The 22,929-nt window shown below is 35.0% G+C and carries 10 protein-coding genes and 3 pseudogenes; 9 read left to right on the top strand and 4 right to left on the bottom strand.

The window, feature by feature from the left end; all coding sequences use genetic code 11:
* Positions 1-56: 56 nt before the first annotated feature.
* From HF196_RS04480 to HF196_RS04490, 3 genes are read right to left on the bottom strand one after another with little or no spacing between them, the layout of a single operon-like run.
* Positions 57-5,495 (bottom strand): ankyrin repeat domain-containing protein, encoded by a 5,439-nt coding sequence (locus tag HF196_RS04480; RefSeq protein ID WP_168456000.1) that lies wholly within the window; start codon positions 5,493-5,495, stop codon positions 57-59.
* Positions 5,456-7,789, bottom strand: a complete 2,334-nt coding sequence (locus HF196_RS04485) for a hypothetical protein (protein WP_168456001.1) — start codon at positions 7,787-7,789, stop codon at positions 5,456-5,458. Before HF196_RS04485 ends, HF196_RS04480 begins: the two co-directional genes overlap by 40 nt.
* A gap of 22 nt (positions 7,790-7,811) precedes the next feature.
* The gene (locus HF196_RS04490) at positions 7,812-9,107 is read right to left on the bottom strand and encodes a hypothetical protein (protein WP_168456002.1); all 1,296 of its coding nucleotides are present in this window, start codon (positions 9,105-9,107) and stop codon (positions 7,812-7,814) included.
* Between the two features lie 179 nt (positions 9,108-9,286).
* On the opposite strand from HF196_RS04490, the pseudogene HF196_RS04495 reads away from it, so the two are divergent.
* From HF196_RS04495 to HF196_RS04510, 4 genes and pseudogenes are all read left to right on the top strand, one after another.
* A pseudogene (locus tag HF196_RS04495) lies at positions 9,287-10,076 on the top strand (IS5 family transposase).
* Between the two features lie 301 nt (positions 10,077-10,377).
* Positions 10,378-10,914: a hypothetical protein gene (locus HF196_RS04500; protein WP_168456003.1), complete on the top strand. Its 537-nt coding sequence runs from the start codon at positions 10,378-10,380 to the stop codon at positions 10,912-10,914.
* 561 nt (positions 10,915-11,475) lie between these two features.
* A pseudogene (locus HF196_RS04505) lies at positions 11,476-12,380 on the top strand (IS982 family transposase).
* Positions 12,381-12,536: 156 nt separating this feature from the next.
* The gene (locus HF196_RS04510; RefSeq protein ID WP_168456004.1) at positions 12,537-14,579 is read left to right on the top strand and encodes an ankyrin repeat domain-containing protein; all 2,043 of its coding nucleotides are present in this window, start codon (positions 12,537-12,539) and stop codon (positions 14,577-14,579) included.
* A gap of 101 nt (positions 14,580-14,680) precedes the next feature.
* Here the strand turns inward: HF196_RS04510 and HF196_RS04515 are convergent, their stop codons facing one another.
* Positions 14,681-15,319: a hypothetical protein gene (locus HF196_RS04515; RefSeq protein WP_168455263.1), complete on the bottom strand. Its 639-nt coding sequence runs from the start codon at positions 15,317-15,319 to the stop codon at positions 14,681-14,683.
* Positions 15,320-15,994: 675 nt separating this feature from the next.
* Here HF196_RS04515 and HF196_RS04520 point away from each other — a divergent pair.
* The 5 genes and pseudogenes from HF196_RS04520 (at position 15,995) to HF196_RS04540 (ending at position 22,881) form a co-directional block, all read left to right on the top strand.
* Positions 15,995-16,969, top strand: a complete 975-nt coding sequence (locus HF196_RS04520; protein WP_168456005.1) for an Rpn family recombination-promoting nuclease/putative transposase — start codon at positions 15,995-15,997, stop codon at positions 16,967-16,969.
* A 166-nt stretch (positions 16,970-17,135) separates the two neighbouring features.
* Positions 17,136-17,300 (top strand): hypothetical protein, encoded by a 165-nt coding sequence (locus HF196_RS06145; protein ID WP_168456006.1) that lies wholly within the window; start codon positions 17,136-17,138, stop codon positions 17,298-17,300.
* 82 nt (positions 17,301-17,382) lie between these two features.
* Positions 17,383-17,730, top strand: a pseudogene (locus HF196_RS04530) (baseplate megatron protein TIM-barrel domain-containing protein); the annotation flags it as partial.
* Positions 17,731-18,290: 560 nt separating this feature from the next.
* On the top strand, positions 18,291-20,021 hold the full coding sequence (gene ltrA / locus HF196_RS04535; RefSeq protein ID WP_256359389.1) for a group II intron reverse transcriptase/maturase: 1,731 nt from the start codon (positions 18,291-18,293) through the stop codon (positions 20,019-20,021).
* Complete coding sequence (locus HF196_RS04540; RefSeq protein ID WP_246198532.1) at positions 19,990-22,881, top strand: glycoside hydrolase/phage tail family protein; 2,892 nt, start codon at positions 19,990-19,992, stop codon at positions 22,879-22,881. Before ltrA ends, HF196_RS04540 begins: the two co-directional genes overlap by 32 nt.
* Positions 22,882-22,929: the final 48 nt, after the last annotated feature.

Raw genomic sequence — 22,929 nt, forward strand, 5'->3', positions numbered from 1 at the left:
AGATATTCTACTTGATATTTGTTGACTATCTTCTTCAGTCAATACCGACTTATAGTCTACCACAGTTTGATTATAACCATTTGACTCTTGTATACTACGCCTACTGCGAGTAGATCCACAATTTTCAAACTTCCACTTAAATTGACCACCCTTTCCATTTGAAGACCAGGTAAACACATAACGCCTTTCATCGTCAAATTGGAAATTAGAAGCACTATTAGGTGAATATAAGTACCTTCCATACTCAACATTCCGTAGATACACATTATCGCCATTAAGCTCAACTTTCCACTTACCATTGTCACCTTTGAAGACCAGGTAAACACATAACGCCTTTCATCGTCAAATTGGAAATTAGAAGCACTATTAGGTGAATATAAGTACCTTCCATACTCAACATTCCGTAGATACACATTATCGCCATTAAGCTCAACTTTCCACTTACCATTGTCCATCTTTGAAGACCAGGTAAACACATAACGTCTTTCATCGTCAAATTGGAAATTAGAAGCACTATTAGGTGAATATAAGTACCTTCCATACTCAACATTCCGTAGATACACATTATCGCCATTAAGCTCAACTTTCCACTTACCATTGTCCATCTTTGAAGACCAGGTAAACACATAACGTCTTTCATCGTCAAATTGGAAATTAGAAGCACTATTAGGTGAATATAAGTACCTTCCATACTCAACATTTTTAATACATACCGCTGATGAAAATACTGCATTTCTGACTGATTCTGGTAATTTGTTTTTTAGCCTTTCAAGATCAGATTTCTCTTCTGAACTGACCCTAGGCATTTTCATGGTCTCTCTAATAGAGTAAGCTAATTTAAACATTGCACCATCATTCTCTGGTATTTTGTCAAACATAGCTACGTAACCTGGAATAAACTGACTAATATAATGGTGACTGCCTATAAACTTTAATATTCCTTCTATACCTACACTCGAATATGTGCGATTTACAGCTTCTTTAATTGCTTCACCAAATAAATTTTTATCAAAATTATATACCTTATTCACAAACTCAATGGTTGAAGCACTACGACCATTCAGCATACCATCCTTTAGCGCCCTTTCTGCTTCACTTTTTATCGAACCTCTTAAACTGCTTATACAAGACTCCACCAATCTTTTTGTATCGGATGGAATATTCGCTTGGTTAACAACTTCCTCCTTTAAAAATTTAATCTGTTCTATTTTAAATGAGTTGTTACTTTCAGCTTTAATCCTATCACAAAGAAATGTGATTATACCTAAATTACCATTATAAGCAGCTAAGTACAGAGGTGTTCTACCATTGTACTTAATCTTGATATCTGCACCTCTATCAAGGAGAAGCTTAACTATATCCAACTGCTTGGCTTCCTCAATAACCAAATATAGAGGCGTCTTACCCTTTTTACTTTGAATGTCAACCTTAGCACCTTTATCTATAAGAAAGCTAACCATATCAAGATTGTCGTAGTGAACAGCATAGTGTAAAAGCGCCCAATTATCACCGTTGCAACTAGTTAAGGCATTAATGTCACCTTTCTTTTTTAAAAACGGTTTAAATATACTTTGGCTTAATTCCACATTACCGTTATAAACAGCATAATTCAAAGCCGTCCAGTTTTGTGAACACTGAATTTTATGTTCAACATCAGCAGCCTTACTTTTTTTAGCAGTCTTATCAAGGAGAGTTTCAACTTCATCCCATTTACCTTCATCAACTGCTGTGCTTACCAATGGTTTTAATACCCTCAATCCTGAAGTTATCATCCACTTATTGCACTGATCTATTATGTTTGAATCATAACCATTCAGCAAAAGGTTGTTTTCTAACTTTTCAAGCAATATTAAAATCTGATTACTACTTGGCGTTTTATTTTTTAATTCCTCAATTTGCTCTAAACTACAGGAATTTTCTGTAAATCTAACCCGGTCTTGCAGTGAAGGAAAACCAAGACACTGATGTACTGGATCTCTATTTCCTCTTTCAAAATCATCAACTGACATTAAACATTTAAAGTCGTTTTCTACTTTCAGAGTATATTTATCCCTATTTTGATAATTTTCTGAAGCTTTACGAATTAAATACTGTATTTTTCCTACCTCAGATAAGCTAAATCCACCTAATTTACGGAGTGTTATTGGTTCTAAGCCTAGATCAAATTCTAATGTAGAGATTCTATAAGATTCAGAATTATCCCAATTTCTTACGTTAATCGTATGGTTGGACCTCTTATCACGAAATATCAAATCTTTACCACTACTGAAAACTTCTACCTGATCCGGAATAATATTTTTTAGTACCATTACTCCCATGCGTTCCTCATCCTGTTTTACAGGAACAGAGATATTTTTTTCTAACTTTTGATTGTGCTGAATAATACTAGTAGAGTTACTAAAGTCCTCATTATATTCTTTTACAGTTCTTTCATAATCATCTCTGAGTTTATCTTTATACTCCATTGTATCATCAACATCCTCTAATAAGCTAGGAGATGGCACAAAATCATTGTTATTCCATAGAGAGTAAGAAATATTTTCCCATTTACTTCGATCAGTGTAAAATCCTTCTATTCTAATAATAAAGGGAATTTCATTTTTTCTTATTAATAAAAGATCATCTTCATTTTTATATTTTTCAATATCTTTAAGATTAGAATCAATCACCACATAATCGCCTTGAAAATCCCCAGATAACCAAAACCTAATCTGAGTTTGTGTAGCTTGTAAAAAAGGAATTAGTTCACCATCTTCCATAGAAGAATCAACACATGACGTTGATTGTACATGAGGAATAAAGGTTTCTCCTTTGCTATTCATAACCACAAGGTGTCTATAATTGTTACTCTTTAGATAATTTTTTATTTGAATATTAGTATTATTATAATTGAGGTGTACATCACACCCCTTCATCAGAAATTTCATTGGAACTTCTCGCATAAATATTGTATCTAGCTTTCCATCCTCTGAATTATTATCAATTTTAACTTCTCTATTATTTACACTGTCACCAATAACATATATATCATTTCCTTTTCCACCTCTAGCAAACATAGTACCTTGATCAAAGTTTATTATATCATCTCCTGAAGAACCAAAAACCATATGTGGAACTACACTACTATCTTGACCTTGTATTTTTCCTCTAATAACACCCAAAACTTTATAATCCTTATTATTGTTTAGAATCTTTTTGTAATGATTTTCAACATCCTTAAAATTATCTAAAGAATGTTCTGAATGTAATTCAAATGAATTAATCTTTATAGTTGATGAGCCTGATCTTTCAATCTTAGGAACAATATTACTACCATTTCTATCTATTAGTAAAAAGTGAGGCTTATTACTGCTTTGCTCGACGTAATTTTTTATATCGAGAGTAAATTGATTATTTTGACCAAAATTTATTTTCAAAGATAAAGTATTACTGCTTGTAGAATAAGTGATTTGATCACAATCACCTAATAAATCGATTTCCGGAAAAATTATAGTTCCTGTTCCATCTACATCAATTTCTGAATATAAACTCCTACCTTTATAATCTGCACTTTTTACGTAAAAAGTATAATTGCTCTTTCCACCCTTGACTGTAGTATACGGTGAAATAATTACTTTTTTGCAATTTTCGACTATATCTTTTTCGTTCTTGTTAGAACCACCACCACTATCTATGATAACGTCACGACCATCGGTTCCTGTAAAGTGCTCAGAGTAACCCATGCACAAAACCTTATCCACCTTGTTCTTCCTTCCAACATAGTAATAGTTAAAGACGCCATTATTATCAATTTGATCATCGATTAGCCAACGACCATTTACTCTTGCCTTTAATGACCCAGAGGCATTAGGCTTAAAACGATAATTAACATTCACTTCTATAACTTTATCTTTCAATTGGCTTAAATCAAGTATATTAATGGAGTTACTTCCACCAATAATTTTACCTGAAAAGTCAATGTTGTTTACAACAAACCTATTTACTACCTTATTGCCACCAGTTATTTCTGCTGTACCTGAGTCAATTAAAAAATTATTGCTCCATTCGTTATTTCCAACGACGGTACCTTTGTTTACATTGCTTAAATCATAAACAATTGTTTTATCCTTTTGTTTCCCCTTTACCCTATTATCGTGACTAATAACCATTGAATTTTTACAATAATACGAAGCAAAGTCGAATGAATTTTTTGTACCTTCTTTTTCATAATCTTGGTCAGTAACCTGTGGTAAACAAATTCTGCTAGCATCTTCAATACGATGAGGTATAACACGTGAAAGACTTCTTGTATTAGCCCTTTCTTCTTTATTCATAAGAATCTTTGCATAATCCGGACGAAGGGTATTACCACTTACTTTTCCAAAACCAATACCATAAGCAACAGTACTATTAGGGCTATTATTTAAAGCTTGCCACGCTTCTTTAGTGAGACTATTAACCATTTCCTTTCTGGCTGCAAGATGTTGCACATCTTCTGGTATAGGTTGAAAAGCAACTGTATGCCAAAAAATACGCCAATTTTCATCATGGGTTGTATCGTGCTTTTTCTCGTACTCTACGATATTGCTAACACCACTATAAACCCCCGAAGCTACCATCAATGCAACTCCAACTGCAATGCCGATTCCAGGCATGCTAAGTGCTGTAAGAGCAACACCAGACACAAACGACACAGTAGAAAAAGATATAGATGCTATATTATCCCTTATTTCTTTCTCTCCACATGGATTATCACTACTTTCTCTATTTTTACAGTCTACAAGATTATTTGCTGATATGCCTATATCAATAATATCAAATACACCACCTACAGCCCCTGCCACACCTTTTACTATTGTGCTTCCAAATTTTACTCCTGCAACCCGGACAGCAAATTTTGTCTGTTTACCTAAAGTACCTGGTATAATTTTTCCTATAACCTTTTCAGCTGATGTTACAACTCTTGGAGTAATTTTAACCATTACATTCTCAATTGGTTGAGATGCAAAAGACCATCCTATTCCGCCTAGATTTAATCCACAATCCGTTGCTGTTCCATCTTTACAAGATACAATAGCACCATGGATTCCTCTTATTAATTGTATTCCACCTGCAGCATTCATTAACCTGCTTTTTAATTTTGGATTTTTTGTTAAACCACTATTTTGTTGTAAAACATCACCTTGCAAATCTTTAATACGCTCATTCTGGACATAGCGCTCATATCCTTGATCTCCAACAACCTTATCAAGTAAGTATTTGTAATCACCTTCAATATTTTTATCCCCAACAAACTCTATTAGCTGAGCATTTTTCGCTTCATCTTTACTACTCTTAACATAAGTTAGGAACTTTTCACTATCAACTATAACCTTATCTACATTATCTTCATCCACCTTTCCTTTACTAAACTTTTCCACATCATCTTTTGCAAATAAACAATAACTGATACTTCTTCTACTCCTACCACCTTGCTTTACACAACTATTTGGATTAAGTTTTTTCTTAGGTTGCACAGCTGACTGACCCTAAAGACAGAGCTGTGCCTAACTTCCACTTCTTGAAATGCTTCTCCTGTTAAAATAAGAGAACCTTTATCTTCAGCTTTTTCATCAAAAGCAACTCCTATAAAAGCTACTTTATCACCATCTGTAAGCGTTTTATAACTAACACCCTCCTTATATTCTGTGCGTATTTGCTCATCAGCTTCCTTCACTAATGCATCAGCTTTTTCACCTTTTCTTGGTCCCTTAAGCTCTAATCCCACAGGAATATATTCTTTGGCATTTCCATCTCGGCTTGCAAACTTAATACCATGAACCAACATATCGATACGTTTTCCTCTACCTGTTTGAAGCTCTGTTAATACTAATGCTCTGTTTTCTTGTGATTCCCCCAGCCTTATATCACTATAGTGGCTGAATACTCCATGTAACGCTCCTTGAAAATGAGCCTCTTCATTAATAAAATCCCTAAAAGGAAACATTCCTTCTCCAATTTTCTTTAGTAATGAATTATATTTATCTACTGGTAGAGACTGCCCTGCTGCAGGAGTAACTTGAGACTTAAGTGCATCATCAAATGCCTCCCTTAGTCCATTAGGGTAAGGAACATCTTTTAATTCTCCTTTGAAAAACTCTTTCCCTTCTTTGTATTCATTTAAGGAATTATATCTATTAACCTCCTCTATGTTAAAAAAATCAGACTTCTTCCCTTCTTGTAAACTTACGTATACCTCTGTAATTTTGCTTTGCTCCGGTAGATCATCAGGTGTAGGTATCTTTTTACTGCTACGATCTCCTCTTCCCCCTTCTCTAATATGAAAAATAAATACCTCTTTATTTTGCCCCTGATTTCCTTTAGTCAGCATGAACGTTGTCACAGGTCTTTCAGTTGATTGTGCACCAGACCTTGTAGAAGAAGCAAGTGGGTACTCATCATATAAAAATACGGATCTCTCTAAATTAATTCTCTTGAACTCATTAGCAAGGAGAAGTTGCCCTAACAGGAATCTACTAAAGTAATTACCTCCTTTCTCCGGCGTACCAGGAAATGTGTGATAAATACGCTCTAGTGGCTGCTTTATTTTTTCTTTAACATTAGTGGTCGTATCTTGTCTTCCATTCCAGTCTGAAGCTTCCTTCAAGAGTGCTTGCATTGTAGGTGGAGCAATTTCTCTATCTTCACGGGGTGATATATGCATTGAAAACTTTTTAGTTGAATCCAAATTTAACCCTACACACAATACATTATCTGAAATAGTCAAAACACGCGTTGTATTTGGCTGAAACCCTTTTGCATAACCTTTTGCTTGCTCTAATGCATCATCTAGTTCTTTACCATGACCTATTCCTGCTTTCAATTCAATAATAATTGGAACAGCATTCGGTAATCTATTCTTACCACGAGGCACTAGAACAATATCAGCATAACCTCTTCCTGCAAATTGCTCCAGGTAAACCCTCAGATTATGCCTATAGCGGAAATTTACTAAAGCACCTGCTATAAATCCATGATGTGCTGCTTCTCGTACCTCTTTACCATAGATAAGTGAATTCTCATGTTCAGAATGGATTCCACTGACTTTTTTAAAAATTTCTTCAACAGATTCCTTTACTTTTCCTGCATTAGAATTAGTCAGTTTTGCTATATCACTTTCTGGATTATTCCATAACCCCTTTTTTATTTCCTTAAAATCATATGTTGCAGAAGCAACTTTACCCAATTTCTCATTTTCTACTTTAATAGATATTTCTCCCGTAGTTTTAGCAATCTCTATTGATCTGATTTGGAGTTTATGTCCAACATTTCTTATACTCGTACTCTGTGCCGGCAGCGCTAATTGATTAAGTATATTTTCTAGCTCATCATAGGTAAACTTTTTACTCTTACTATCAGTCTCACCAGACTCTAAAATCACAAAAAGACTTAAATTAACTTCGTAATCATCATAACCTTTATCTTTATATTCCTTTTCATTCCCCCCATCTCTTACAACAGCAACCTTCAAAATTTTCGGACCATCAAAGCGAAAATACATTTTTTTAATCTTTAATTCCTTTGCAGCTTTTGTGTCTATAAAAGTAGAAAAGCTCCCTAAAAAGAAATGAGGAAAAAATCCTTCTTTACCTACTGAATGTAAATATGATGGAATCTGATCAATATATGATTGAAACCTTGCTTCGAAAGATTCAAATTCATCGCCTCGTCGAGCCGGATGATTGACAACACCAGTACCTGTAACAGAACTTGCTTCTTTAATCAATAACTCTATTAACTCAAAATCTTGTGGTTTTTCTTCGTTTGGCATATAACCCTCCTTTTAGAACTTTTTAATGATCACCTAACCCCACATAAGATTGTTTACTAATCTCTACCTCAGCTAAATCACCACTTGGGCCAGGTATGTTTTTTTGATCGAGTTCTTTATCAGCAACCTTACCATAGGCTAAAAACTTATTTAATGAAACATGATCTCCTCGCTCTAATATAGAACGTATGTAATTTGCTTCCTCAGAAGACATAAACTCCTTGATTTGGCTAGAATTAGCCTTATCTAACATCGCCCATACTGGCTTCATAAAACCTTTTTCAACTAAAGGCACTAAAAATCTCCCTTGAAAAACAGAGTTATTCATCATTTCTTTATTCAATGTGAAGGTACGATGATCATCAAACCCCTCTCTTGTCCATACATGTATAAAAATTCCCATAGCTGTGCTTAAATAATGCTCTGGGCATTCCTTTACCATTAATTTTAACCAGAGATAGTAATCATCTTCTGGAATATTGCATGGCTTCAAAAAATCAAATAACTTCTGAAATCGATCAAAATTAAACATTTCTAGCATTCTGTATAAAGAGGCATATTCAGTATTTCTCTCCAAATCTCTTTTCAAAAGCTCTGGATATCTATCAGGACTTATCTGACTTAAACAAAATTCAAACACATCAGGATAGCCACTATCATGTGCTGCATGCACTGCAATTCTCATGAAAACTTCATCTTTCTCTCGAGCACTTAATTCACTTTCAGGTAATGAACGAACCTTATCCCAAAAGAATTCTACTGCTTCTACACGTCTTCTCCTCGAACTTATTGCTGCACGATGTAAACCAAAAACATAAGGATGCTGACCTTCTAGATCTAACTCTGAAATGTATCCACTAATGAAATGTGACCAAAATTGCATCATTGCATCTGTATACCAACTTCCACTTACTGATTTAACTAATTTTTTTAGTGCATCTGAATCTCCATCTTTTATTTTATCTTCCTGTTTAAAATGTTCAAATAGAGAGATTATATCCTCTTCTAAGCAACACCAACATGCGATTTGGTAACGATCAAAGTCATCTAGCGGATTATTTGTACCCTTCCAACTCTGGGGTTCAATCATCTTTTTAGCTACTACTCTTCTATTGAGTTTAATGCCATGTATTGTGTTAGTTTTTTCCCAACACTCTTCATTTGACAATATGTCAAGGAAAAAAGGGAGGTTTTCAGTATTGATAGTCTCTAAGTACCCACGCCCCCAATTTTTTATTTGAAGTTGTTTAGATTCTTTATAAGGATCGTCATCCTTAATAATAGAAAAAGCTACCTTAGTTAGATCATCTAAGTCCATAATTCTTACCTCACAAACAAAACCATATGTAAGATACAGAGCTATAATAATTTATAAACTCTATACTAACTTCAACATTATACTACACCTTTGTAACCTGTCAATCACTATTTTAGAACGTGTTAAGAATCTCGGATAGATGAGATAGAATAGGCATAGATTAAAGATGAGGTATATCTATGCGAAAAAGTTATCCAAGCGATGTAAGTAGAGAACAATTTGAAAAGATCAGACCGATTCTGGAAAGTAGCAGGAAGAAAACAAAACCAAGAAAGCTTGATTTATATGAAGTATTTTGTGCAGTGCTATACGTTCTAAAAAGTGCCTGCCAGTGGAGAATGCTGCCAAAAGATTTTCCAAGGTGGGAGAATGTGTATTACTATTTTCAAATGTGGAATAAAAAGAATGAAGCAGAACAAAGTTTGCTGGAATTAGTTTTAAAAAAGATTAGTTGGAGAGGTCCGTATAAACAATGGTAGGAAAGAGAAAACAAGCTTCTGTATAATTGATTCTCAAAGTGTTAAAAACACAGATACTGCTGAAAAGAAAGGCTATGATGCTGGTAAAAAGATCTCTGGTATAAAGCGCCATATTGCAGTTGACACTCAAGGTTTACCACACGCAATTCATCTGACAACTGCAGAAGCAACTGATCGTAGCAGTGCTGTGAAAATGGTTGAGAATGCTAAAGAAAGCCTCTCTGAAGTTAAAAATACACTTGTTGATGCTGGCTATACAGGAGAAAATTTTGCAACTCAAATAAAAGTAACTATCGGTGCAACTGTTGAGATAATAAAACGAAGAGAATTACATACCTTTGCTATATTGCCAAAAAGATAGGTTGTCGAGCGGTCTTTTGCTTGGTTGGAAAAGTGTAGACGGCTATGGAAAAATTGCGAACGTAAACTCAACACTAGCTTGCAAATGGTCGTTCTTGCTTTCTCTGCTTTACTCCTCAAAAGATTTTAAACAGGTTCTTAGAAAAATTTTCTAACCTAAAGTGGTTTTCAGTAAAAGGCTCTTAATAGGCTTATATAAGGTCTTTTATTAGCTATACACATTTTTGGAATTTGGTTTAAATTTTTTCAAACTATAGGTTCAACGCATATCAGTAAATAGAGTAGAAGAGAATTAAAGTAACCTGTATGATTAGAAAGAGATTTTTCTTAATTTAACTTTAGTTTTGCAGATGTATAGTATTTCTTTATTTAGAATTTTGATCTTCGTTCTTTTTTTTAATTTGCAGCTTCTTGCACAGGAAAAAACAGATATGTTTTACGATCAAGACAGTGGTTTCCAGCTACCACTACCTGGTAACATGATTATAGATGATGACAATACTGCCCTGATAGCTCATTACAAAAATGACTCTCTCATAAAAGACTCAAGAAAAGTTGTCTCATTCGAAATTGATAAGTCTGATATCTACCACTACTGCATAAGAGGGGATGTGCTAATTAGCAAGGGTGATGTTTTAGAAGAAACATGTTATAGTAGTTACCCAACATTCATGAGTTTTAACAGTAAGGAAAAAGTGTTACCAGATAAAATATTGATAGATGGGTATCACTTTATATATCTTTATACAGGTGAAGGTGCAGCAGGTACTGCTTATGATACATATATATACAGAGGTATGATTGATGGCAAGTGCGTTTTCTTTGACATTCATTCACGTATGACAAATCCTTATAACTACTTCGTTGATGATAAAACTTCAGTAGAAAATGCATATCGCTCTTTTAATGATGATATTGAAACTGTGAATAATATTATAAGAAATGCAAAATTTAATATTAATAAATAAGTCCACTAAAAGGTAAAAATGGATTAATATCTATAAAAGATTTTACTACTTGTTGGTTAAATTAAAGGGCCAGTAATATTATAGAAAATTTCAGACTTGCAATAATTTTCAATAAGAGCCTCTTGATAAGGTCAATCTGATCTTTCATTTTTTTAAATTCTGTTTTTATCATACGCTTATTAATTCTTCCGCAAGTAAAATACTATTAATTTAGCAAGATATATTATTAAGATCTCAAGCAAATTAACCATTTCCAGTGCTCAAAATCAAAAGTGGTGAGAAGTGTTTTCTTTGGGATGGGTTGGTCTACCGCAAGTTTCTTGCGAACTTTTGTTTATTGTAACTTTGCTATTCGCTAAAACTAGCCATGTTAGCTCACTTTTACTAAATTTATATACGAACTAGTTTGCCTAACTTTGCTGCCGCAATTTCAAGCTTCTATTTTCACAGCCCTATTTTCACCAAACAAACGCTAATTCTGGATGAGAAGAGAGAAAAAAAGCAGGAAAATAGGGTAAACTCAGCTAATATTGACAAATAAAAATGTAAGCGAGGTCACCCATGAATCAAGATATAACTGAACTGTTTTGCTTAGTCGATGACTTTTGTAAATCTATAGAGGAAAATTTTGCAGATAAGCTACTATCGAATGCTCGAAAACCGACAAGAGTAACTGAAATTACGCTTCCTGAGATCGTGACAATAGTTCTCCTCTATCAACAATCTCCATGCAAAAATTTTAAAGCATTCTATCTATATCACTTAACATCCACTTACAAATCAGAGTTTCCAAAATTGCCTTCATACACTCGGTTTGTTGCTCTAAAACCTAGAGTTTTGTGGCATTTAGCAATGTTGCTGCAATGGTTATGTGAGCAAGCAAAAGAAACAGGTATATCCTATATTGATTCAACTTCTATTGCAGTCTGTCATGCAAAAAGGATATACATAAACAAAGTTTTTGCTGGCATTGCAAAATTAAGCAAGAGCTCCTATAGCTGGTTTTTTGGTTTTAAATTACATATGGTAATCAATGAAAATGGTGAAATTCAGGCGCTTACTCTGACAACAGGCAATGTTGACGATAGGAAGCCAGTTCCAAACCTCACGGAAAAATTAATAGATCTGTTATTTGGAGATAAAGGTTATATTGCAAAAGAGCTGTTTGATCGAGGACTGAAACTTGTTACCAAGGTAAAAAGGGTATGAAAAATACGTTAATTTCCCTAAATGAGAAGATTTTGCTGAGAAAAAGGTCTATTATTGAAACGGTTTTTGGCTACCTCAAAAATAGACTTGAGGTTGAACATACTCGTCATAGATCTCCTGCTAATTTTCTGGTTCATATCTTTTCTACTCTCATTTCTTATTCTATGAAACCTCAAAAGCCTTCCATTTCCTATTCTTCCTTCCTTAATCCAGAATTAGCGTTTACAGATGAACTTTGCCAATTTATGGATTACTAACATGAATATATTTATTACGTTAAGAGTTTATGTAAACACCTAATCTTACTACAGAAACTCAAAAATTGCAAAATAATAAAAATATTATGTTGAAATTAGCTTGACTCATATAATATATTACACATAATATATTATATGTTTTGACTAGGAGGTGGTATGGCTTCTACTACAAAGTTAAAAAAACATGAAGAAGAGGAATTAAGTACTGGGCAAGAGTATTTGGAAACAGATGAACCATTTGATGATGGACATGAGTTAATTAAAGAAGAATACCTGTTACAAGTTTCATGTAATAATCATTTAGAAACCTCGTGGACTCAAACAGTCATTTTGCCATTTGAAAGTTATAATATGGTGCCACCATCCTTGATGGATGATCGAGATTCACTACGAAAACAAGTATGTGTTTGGTTTGCTCAAGAGCATGATCTCAAGGGAAGTCAAAAAGAGTTAAACGCAAAACTACTAAGTATTTTAAAATACCTAGACTGGTACGAGGATAATATTTTTGATTATGATAATGGCAGTGCTGTTGAACTTGAAGAATTTTTAAAAAGTAATGAAAATGACCCAAATCTAAAAGTCATTCTTGACCTTCCAAGGGGAGAATCCGGGGTAACGGTGTTGCATGCGGTTTCAAGAGCTCGTACAAGGGAAGCGATTCGTGATCGGGTAGATCAAGCTGTAGATTTACTTTTGAAAGCAGGAGCAGATCCTAACGCAAAGAATAATGAAGGAGAAACACCTTTGCACTATGCTGCTGCTATTGGTAATAATAAAGGTGTAAGCTCACTACTTCGGGCTGGTGCTAATCCAAGTATGTGTGATAGACAAGGAAAAACTCCACAACAGATTGCAATTGCTGGTGGTCACTACAATGTTGCATGGTCCCTTTTAACTAAGAAACAAGAGAAGCTGAGGCAAGAATTATGTAACATTTGGTTCAATCATACAGATCTTTTTGCCTTAAATAAATTAAAAGAGCTTGTAAAAAGGTTTTTAGATGAACATAAGAGTAACCCAGACCTAAAAGTGGTACTAAATATTCGGGGAACAGGAAGTAAGGCGTTATTTCTTGAACTTGCTGATAATATTTGTTATGCTAATGCAGGTATTTCTGATGTTAATGAAGCCATTGGTGTAGAAATAAGAAACTTATTTTTAGAGGCAGGGGCATCAGATGATATACGTCATTGCCTAGTAAAGGAAGAACTACCTTGCACTTTATGGCGTAATTTAACGCCAGCCCAACAAAAAAAACTAGATGATTTTTTAGGTAGAATATCTAAAGTTGAATGTGTGAGCAAGCTAGAAAAAATTGTAGATGAGGCCATCAGGTCTGGGGTGCGACTAGGTTTTAACGAAGACTTTTCTCCACAGTGCCCTTTTCCAGACGATTGGCATAGTTTTGCAGATTATGTGATAAAAAGAATTGGTGAGTTAAAAGGGAATCCTAAAACTGCTAGTGATATAATATGTAAACTGATTTCAAAGGGGGCAGTATTGTATAATAGAAACAGTATGGATATAATTGACGAACTGGAATTAGAATTTAAAGATTTTAGAGCTAATTTGGACAAAACTTATGCAAGTCATAGGAATAATGCTAATAAATTTATTAAAGCTGCAAGAGAAGCAACCACTGGTAGGCTGAATGATGTGAGAATAGATAACACTACTTTTTACTTAGAATATTCAGAAGATAGCACAATAAATGTTGCAATGATCACAGATGAAGAAAAAAATTTGGTACCAAACCAGAAAAACATACAATCTAGAAAAGATATAATAAAGATCGGTAAAAGTGAGGTGGAAATTATAACGGTAAATGGCGTCAGGCATTATACTGACCTTATAGATGGTAGTGATATAGTATTAATTTTCTATACCAGTTTGGGAGAATTAGAAGTGAGACTGTACCCTGATATGCAAAATAAGAACCTAGTAAAGGTAGAAGTAAGAGATCAAGAAATGTGGGAAAAATTAAAGAATTGTGAAGAAGAAATAGGAAAAAATTGCTCACTGGGTAGGTATTCAGTGTACGACGCTGTTGAACGAGGATATTTTGAAAGGCCAGAAAAACTGCGCCAACCTTCTGAAAAAATTATCTTACCTGATGAACAGAAAAAAGGAGAGTGGTGTAGGAGAATAAGTGAAGTACCAAGTTCAGAACAAACAACAAGCCGTACTATAGGGTAAAAGGATGACATGTTCAATGTTCACAGCACTACCTATTTAATATTTCAAGGAAGTGTTTTAAGAAGCTTGCTCAATGCTTATGTTTTTTTAGAAATGTCCTTTTATGCCCGATTCAAAGGAGGATAAGCAGTAACAGGTTGTTCCATATCTTCTATTTTTTCGAGCTTAGTGCTGGGCTTTATAGCATTATACAGTGCAAAACCCAGACAAACCAACCCAACAATCCCGCCAACTACCGCTATAACGTGCATTTTCAGGATATACAATGTAAGACTATTCGCTAGTAACACCACACCAACTAAACCAGCTACGATTGCTCGCCTTTGTTGCGTTGCTTTTGGTAATGGTTTTTCTTGTTCGTTAGCAGTACTATTATCAAAACAAGGCTTTGTTTCAGCTAAAGAGAGGTTGTCAGAGGCGTTTGGTGTTTCATCTACAGAAGCAGTGAGTGAAGCAGCTTGATCTTCTATTGTTGTTATATCACTATTTTCGCATGATTCAACTATGTTGGTTTCAATATTAACAGCAGCATCTACTGTAGCAGTAGGGGAAAGGGTTTGCTGTTCAATGGTTGTTTCCGTGTTAAGAACATCTTCCAAAGGTTTTTCTGGTCCTGGTGAAAGTTTCCTACCACTAGAAACACTTGGTCCTTGTGTAGCAGTTTCTTTTGGAGCGGCGATGTCCTTCAAATTTCTTAATTTTTTGACAATAGCTTTCTTTACTTTTTTTGGTAGTTTCATAATGTCTTCTCCTTTTATGTTAAAGTTTATTAATTGAGGAAATGGCAACAGGATTAGCTGCCTACCCCATAAGCTTGGTGTTCTTTTTTAATCAAAGGTATTTTGCTATTCTTTCGCTGTAAAATGTTTAGCTTACTCAAACAGCACTAACACGATTTACCTCTTTTTGGATGTAAAAGTCTTCTAGGAATTGTTCTCTTAAACTCTAAGATATTTTGTTCAACATTGTAACAGGATTCAGAGAACTTGTATTTGGCGTACTATTGTTTAATTTTTCGCACTATGTGCACTGCATGTCTTTTTAAAACTTCGGGTTTTTGCCCATACAAGCTGAAACGCGCTTATAAGTCGTTTAAGACATCACCCAACGCCGGATTTTAAAATAGAGAGTGGAATAACTAGCTACCTCGGGGTTTTATTGTCTTTTCTTCCTGTCTGGTAAATTTCTTAAATATTATAGCTTAGACTAGTTGCGTTTAAAAGCAGCTAAATTGCAGCGTTTAAGACATAAAAACGCCGATACTGAAAATAAATACTGACCAGGGCTTCTTTTGCCTTTTTTCATTTGGTAGATTTCTTATAGCTAATGTCTTGCTATTTGCTTTTCGAAACAAATAGATTGAATCTTTCTACAGAATTATGTATAATTATTAATACCTTTTAAGTTCATTTGTTATGGCTTTTTCTAAATTTCTCGATCCAAAATTGGACTTAACCTTCAAGAAAATCTTTGGTACTGAAAAAAATAAGAAGATCCTTATCCATTTTTTAAATGATATTCTAGGGTGTACTGAAGTTAATACTATACAAGAAATAGAATTTATCAGCACCATTTTGAATCCTGAAATTGCCTCTGAGAGACAAAGTATAGTTGATGTTCTCTGTCAGGATTCTGTTGGCAACAGATTTGTGGTTGAAATGCAGCTTACTCGTGATAAAGGTTTCGAAAAACGCGCTCAATATTATGCTGCTAAAGCTTACTCAAGGCAAGTTGGTAAGTATGCTAATTTACAGAAGATCTTCTTTATTGCAATTTCAAATTGTGTTTTATTTCCTGATAAGTCCAATTACATATCTAGCCATACCATCAGAGATGAGAAGACTAATGAGCATGACTTACAAGATTTTCAATTTGTGTTTATTGAACTACCTAAATTTCCTAAAAATAAAGTAGAGCAATTAACAAGCATAGTAGAACGCTGGTGTTACTTTTTCAAGCATGCAGAAGAAACCACTGAAAAAGATCTAAAGAAGATTGCAAGAGAAGCGCCTATAATAAAGAGAGCATATGATGAATTAGACAGGTTTAACTGGAATGAAAAAGATCTAACGGCATATGAAGAAAGAATAATGGATCTTTACAAAGAGGAAGCTATCCTTGAATACAAACTTGAGACTGCTCAAGAAAAAGGTATAAAGAAAGGGAGAGAAGAAGGCATCCAAATCGGCGAAGAAAAAGGCAGACAAGAAGGCATCCAAATCGGTCAAGAATATGGAATCAAAATTGGGGCAAAAAAGGGAAAAATTGAAGTGGCAAAAAACCTACTTAAAGCTGGTGCATCTGTTGACTTGATAGCTGAATCCACTGGTCTTCCTAAAGCTGAAATTGCGCAGCTCAAAAAAGAAGTCACGTTCAAACCACTTAGCTGAACAGAAACTGATATTTTGAAGTACATATAAATAATTAGCTACCCACGGGGATTCTTTTACCTTTTTTTATTTGGTAAATTACTTAAATATTTATAGCTAAAGCAATTCAAAAGTCTATAAAGGGTGTCATTCCAGTGCTCGACACTGGAATCCAGTAGAAAAAAGAGTGGATCCCAGTGTCCGCTACTCGGATGACAAGAAGAGGAGCTACTTGGACGACAGGAAAATGGCTACTTGGATGACATTATTAAGTAGCACTGGAATAACAGACAAAGGGGTTACAGGGATTACATCTACAACCCTGTCATTCCAGTGTCAGCTACTTTCATGACACCCTACTTTGGCACTCAACATTTAGTGCTTAATACTGGGTCTTAACAAATTCAAAAAAATCTATTAAAAGGAGGACTATCATGTCTACAATAATTCTATCATCAATTTTAGGTCAAGCTGGTAGTATTTTTGGTCCAATTGGCCAAGTTATTGGCTCGGAACTTGGTGCTTTGCTTGGTGCACAGCTCGATAATGCAATATTCGGCCTTGATGCCGAGCAAAAGGTAACGTATGGGGCAAGGCTAAAAAATCTGCAAGTTCAAACTTCAACCTACGGCAGAACAATCGCAATTATCTACGGTACTGCTCGCGTTGCAGGAAATATTATTTGGGCACAGCCAATCAAAGAAGAAGCCATCACTACTAAAATAGGAAGAGGCATAAATGTTGTATATAACTACCATACAACGCTTGCAATTGCTATCTGCGTGCGATCCGAAGTCATGATTTTGTGATGGTTAAATTCCATCTTCTCTAGACATCGGAGATAAAGTATGTCTCACATTTCAGAGAGTGGCAACCTTTGAGGTGCAAGCATGAGACAAAAGCAGGTAATACCTAACCTTATGGTAAATCCCTGCAAAAAGAGTTAGATATGATTATGAGAAGAACCTATGTTTGAATTATCGTGACGATTAATATGCGAAATAAGGTTGATTACGCATTGACCAAAAGGTATGAAGCAAAGAGGAATTAAGGGTACCGATCCTTAATTATAGGTGTTCTCAGCTTCCGGTAAATAGTAGGGATCTAAGTCTAACGGGAAACAAAATCATGGAACGGGGTAACCATATAAATGCTCTTATATTCATCCGGATATAAGTAGGTAGCCAGCCGCAAGCATTTATGTGGAAGGATTGTTTAAGAAGCTAAAGCCCAAAGTAATATTTGGGATATGCAGACGTAAACACTGTAATTTGGAAGGTAAAGTTGTGAGTAGTAGTGTATATGTTATGGACCAACAAAAGTTAGGTATGAATGGAATGAAATTCCTTGGCGTAAGCTGGAGAAATCTTCATTCAAGCTACAAAAACGAATTTATCGAGCTTCACAATGTAATGATATCAAAAAGATGCATAATCTTCAGAGGTTATTACTCAAATCAACAAGTGCAAAAATACTCGCTGTTAGAAAGGTAACTCAGGACAACAGAGGGAAAAAGACTGCAGGTGTCGATGGAAAGTCCAATCTTAGTAAAAAAGAAAGATTGTTATTAGCAAATTCTTTAGACATAAGAGAAAAAGCAAAACCATCAAGACGGGTCTTGATCCCAAAACCTGGCAGGCCATCGGAGCATCGCTCACTTGGTATTCCCACAATATCAGATCGAGCAAAACAAACACTTGTTAAAATGGTGATAGAACCGGAGTGGGAAGCAAAATTTGAGCAGAACACATATGGTTTTAGACCTGGTAGGTCATGCCATGATGCTATTGAAGCCATATTCAGTGCACTCAAACAGAAAACAGCATATTGTTTAGATGCTGATATTTCTGGATGTTTCGACAATATAAAACACTATGCGTTGCTTGAAAAACTCAATACCACACCAACTTTAAGAAGCATTATAAAAGGATGGTTGAAAGCAGGTGTAGTAGAAAACAGAACTCTCCAACCAACTAGAAGTGGTACGATTCAAGGAGGGACTATTTCTCCATTATTAGCTTGTATAGCACTACATGGTCTGGAACAATATATTAAAGAAGCATTAAAGAGTGAACTTTTTCTATATAGAAAGAAAAAATTTGGTACAACATCGCATCAACGGGCACAGCAAACTCTCAGTATAATTTTTTACGCTGATGATTTTGTTGTCATGCATGAGAGTGAGGAAATCATCCTTAAGGCAAAAATACTAATCGAAGAATGGCTAAAAACCATCGGATTAGAATTAAAACCCTCAAAAACAAGGATTTCCCACACTCTAAGTGGAGAAAAGCCAGGATTTAATTTTCTTGGTTTTTCAATAAGACATTATCGAACAAGAAATAGTAAGAAAGGTTACAAATTATTTATCAAACCGAGTCGTGAATCTATAAAACAGCACAATATTACTATTAAACGCAAGCTTAGAGGATTAAGAGGAGCAATGCAAGAGGTAGTAATTAAAGAACTCAATCCTATCATCAGAGGATGGAGCCAATACTACTTATCGGTAGTTTCGAATAAGACCTTTAATTTGATGGGTAGTGTAATGTTTAGAAAGCTTTGGAAATGGGCAGTTGTTAGACACCAAAACAAAGGACGAAGCTGGATTAAAAGAAAATACTTTAAAAAGTATAAAAACGATAATTGGAGGTTTATGACAAGTAACAAAATATACCTTACTAAGCACGGAGATTATACTATTAAACGGCATGTCAAAGTGAAAGGAACTAAATCTCCGTATGATGGGGATTGGGTTTATTGGGGTAATCGTCTAAAGAAAATTCCAGGTAAGCGACCAAGAGTAATAAAATTACTGAAATTGCAACAAGGTAAATGTAGTCATTGCCAACTTTGGTTTAAGAATGAGGATATTCTAGAGATACATCATAAAGACCGTAATAGGCGCAATAATATGAACAGAAATTTATCCTTGTTGCATGGACATTGTCATGATGAATTACACAAAAGTATGCATGACAAGCACCAAATTATAGAGGAGCCGTATGAGGTGAAAGTCTCAAGTACGGTTCTGAAGTCGAGTGAGGAAGGGCGACCTTCTTCACTTAGATAACAAAGGGGAAGTGAAAAAATTAAATAGAATCTGGGCAGATACAACGTCGCTTAGTTTTGATGAAATAGATTATACTTTTTATAGTGGTACAGAGGACCAAAACCCTGATCCACTTATGTCATCAATCGAAGGCGAAGGAAATGTGCCAGCCTACAGAGGAATATCCTATATAGTTATCAAGAATTTTCCTCTAGTGGACTATAACAATCGCGTTCCAGTGTTTACATTTGAAGTGCAAACTACGCTGAAGTCCAGTGGATTTTCAATAGCAGAAAATATTCGGAATATCAATATTATACCAGGTTCAGGGGAGTTTGTGTATGATACAAAAATACAGAAGAAAACTGCGCAAGAAAGAATAAGCAGTAGCCAATATATCCCATATGGACTGGCACAAAGGGTAAACCACAACAATCACACTAAAGAAAGCGATGCTATGCTTTCCTTGGATCAACTAAAAGAAGGTTTGCCAAATGTTGAGTGGGTGTCAGTAGTAGTTAACTGGTTTGCAAGCAGTTTAAATATTAAAGATTGTAAAGTATATCCTGCAGTTGAGTTTCAAGATGATTCCGCAATTGTGCCTAATGATTGGCAAGTAGGAAACATAACTAGAGACAATGCTCAGCTAATTTCAAAAGATGCTGATGGAAACCCAAGATATGGTGGTACAGTTAGTGATTCAGCGTTAATCAGATACATAGAAGAGTTGCACAGCAGAGGTTATAAGGTAATGCTCTATCCGATGCCCTTGCTCGATACAAAAAATAAAGAGTGGCGAGGAAAATTGAGCGGGACTCCTGAAGATATAAGTAATTTTTTTAAGGATCAGTATAACAAATTCATAGAACATTACGCGAGCATTGCAAAACAGACTGAAGTGGAAGGGTTTATCATCGGATCTGAATTTGCACAGCTAACCAGAGTAAAAGATGCAAAAGATAACTATCCTGCAGTTATAGAGCTAGCTGAGCTTGCAAAGCGAATAAAACTTCAGCTCGGAAAAGAAGTAAACGTAACTTACGCTGCCGATTGGAGCGAATATCACTCATATGATGGTTGGTATAACATGGATAAACTGTGGTCTTCGCAGTACATCGATGTTGTTGGCATAGATGCTTATTTTCCGCTAACTGATGGCCCAGAACCTCCTTTTGGCTATTCTGTAGAGGATGTAATCGATGGTTGGAGCAGCGGAGTTGGGTATGACTATTTCTATGATTACTCAAAGAGTAATCCTGAAAAAGTAAAATATAATGGCAGCAAATATGCCTGGAAAAACATAGAAAAATGGTGGAGCGCAGCTCATGTAAATCCAGATGGTAGTAAAACAAAATGGCAACCGAAAATGAAAAAAATATGGTTTACTGAGTATGGATTTCCCAGCATGAACGGTTGTACTAATGAGCCAAATGTATTTGTTGATAAAGGCAGTATAGAGAGTAAATATCCGCGATATTCAAACGGAGAGGTGAGCTTTCTTTCGCAGAAAATTGCAATCGAAGGAACACTGAAAAAATGGCAAAATTCAGAAATGGTGGAAAAAATGTTCCTCTGGGCATGGGATGCAAGACCATTTCCTTATTTTCCTAATTTATGTAATATATGGGCTGACTGCCGTAACTGGCAAACAGGACACTGGATTCAGGGAAAGATTCCACAACTTAATATTTCCGATGTTTTGTCTGACCTATTGCAGAAGGCGGGTTTAAAAAGTGATCAGTTTGATACAAGTGACGTTAAAGGGCTGTTATCTGGATATGTAATAAACGATCAACACCCAATACGCTCAGCTATTCAAATGCTGCAAAGTTGCTATTTTTTTGATGTGGTTGAGCAAAACTCTAAACTGAAATTTGTCCAAAAGGGCAGGGAAGCTACAACTGAAATACCAGTGGGTGAGGTTGTGTTCAATCACAGTTCAAGACTGATACAACTTGTTAATGTTAGTCAGCTAGATTTAAACAGTAAAATCAATGTTGTCTATTTTAACCGCAACTTTGGCTATCCAATTGATGTGAAATATGCTGAACTGCCGAAACAAGGTACTGCTGCAACAATTGAAATACCGCTCATTATGGAGGAAGGAGAAGCGCAGAATATAGCTGAAGTCTTACTTTATTCTTCATGGCAAGAGAGAAATATATACAATTTTAAGCTGCCGATAAAATATGCGTGGCTTGCACCAAGCGATGTCATAACAATTTCAGATGGCGAGAAAAAGCATACGATAAGAATTATAAAAACAAAATTTGCAAGCATGTCTATTCAAGTAAGTGGTGTTGGTTATGACTGCTCTATATATAAACTTTCTTTTCCTTCAACAAGATCACTTATGCTTAAAGAATACTCTCCTTCTCACATCAGCAAAACCATCATAGAAATGATTGATTTACGGCATGTTAAAGGCAATATTGTAAGCTTTACTTTAGCTGGTGAGGAAGAGAATTGGAAGGGTGCAACGCTTTTTATTTCGTATGATAATAAAGATTATAAACCTATTGCAAACACAAACAAACAGTCCACTTACGGATATGTAGTGGAATCCACCAATGAAGAAATTGTAGTAGTATTACGCTTTGGTAAACTGTCTGCAATTTCACACTCGAATTTAGCATTAATTGGCAAAGAGATAATTAAATTCCAAAGTGTCAAAGACAAAAATAAATATAAGCTTAATAACCTAATTAGAGGGCAAGAGGGCACCAAAGAATATGAGCACACCGCAGGTGAAAAATTTGCTCTACTTGATGATTCAATAATATCTTTTGAAGTACCAAGAGGGAAAAAATTTCACCTCAAAGCAGTTACTTATGGCGATTCATTGGATAATACGAAAGCGGGAATGTTTGAGCTCCTGTAGGCTATTAAAATTTTATTTGTACATTGCTATCGTTTGATTATAGTATTA

The sequence above is a fragment of the Wolbachia endosymbiont of Ctenocephalides felis wCfeJ genome, from assembly GCF_012277315.1.
Classification (GTDB): domain Bacteria; phylum Pseudomonadota; class Alphaproteobacteria; order Rickettsiales; family Anaplasmataceae; genus Wolbachia.

Bases quoted from the DNA above. Each gene is read 5' to 3' on its own strand.
- HF196_RS04485 (WP_168456001.1), bottom strand. From the start codon at position 7,789: ATGCCAAACGAAGAAAAACCACAAGATTTTGAGTTAATAGAGTTATTG.
- HF196_RS04520 (WP_168456005.1), top strand. From the start codon at position 15,995: ATGGCTTTTTCTAAATTTCTCGATCCAAAATTGGACTTAACCTTCAAG.
- HF196_RS04515 (WP_168455263.1), bottom strand. From the start codon at position 15,319: ATGAAACTACCAAAAAAAGTAAAGAAAGCTATTGTCAAAAAATTAAGA.
- HF196_RS04490 (WP_168456002.1), bottom strand. From the start codon at position 9,107: ATGGACTTAGATGATCTAACTAAGGTAGCTTTTTCTATTATTAAGGAT.
- HF196_RS04510 (WP_168456004.1), top strand. From the start codon at position 12,537: ATGGCTTCTACTACAAAGTTAAAAAAACATGAAGAAGAGGAATTAAGT.
- HF196_RS04500 (WP_168456003.1), top strand. From the start codon at position 10,378: ATGTTTTACGATCAAGACAGTGGTTTCCAGCTACCACTACCTGGTAAC.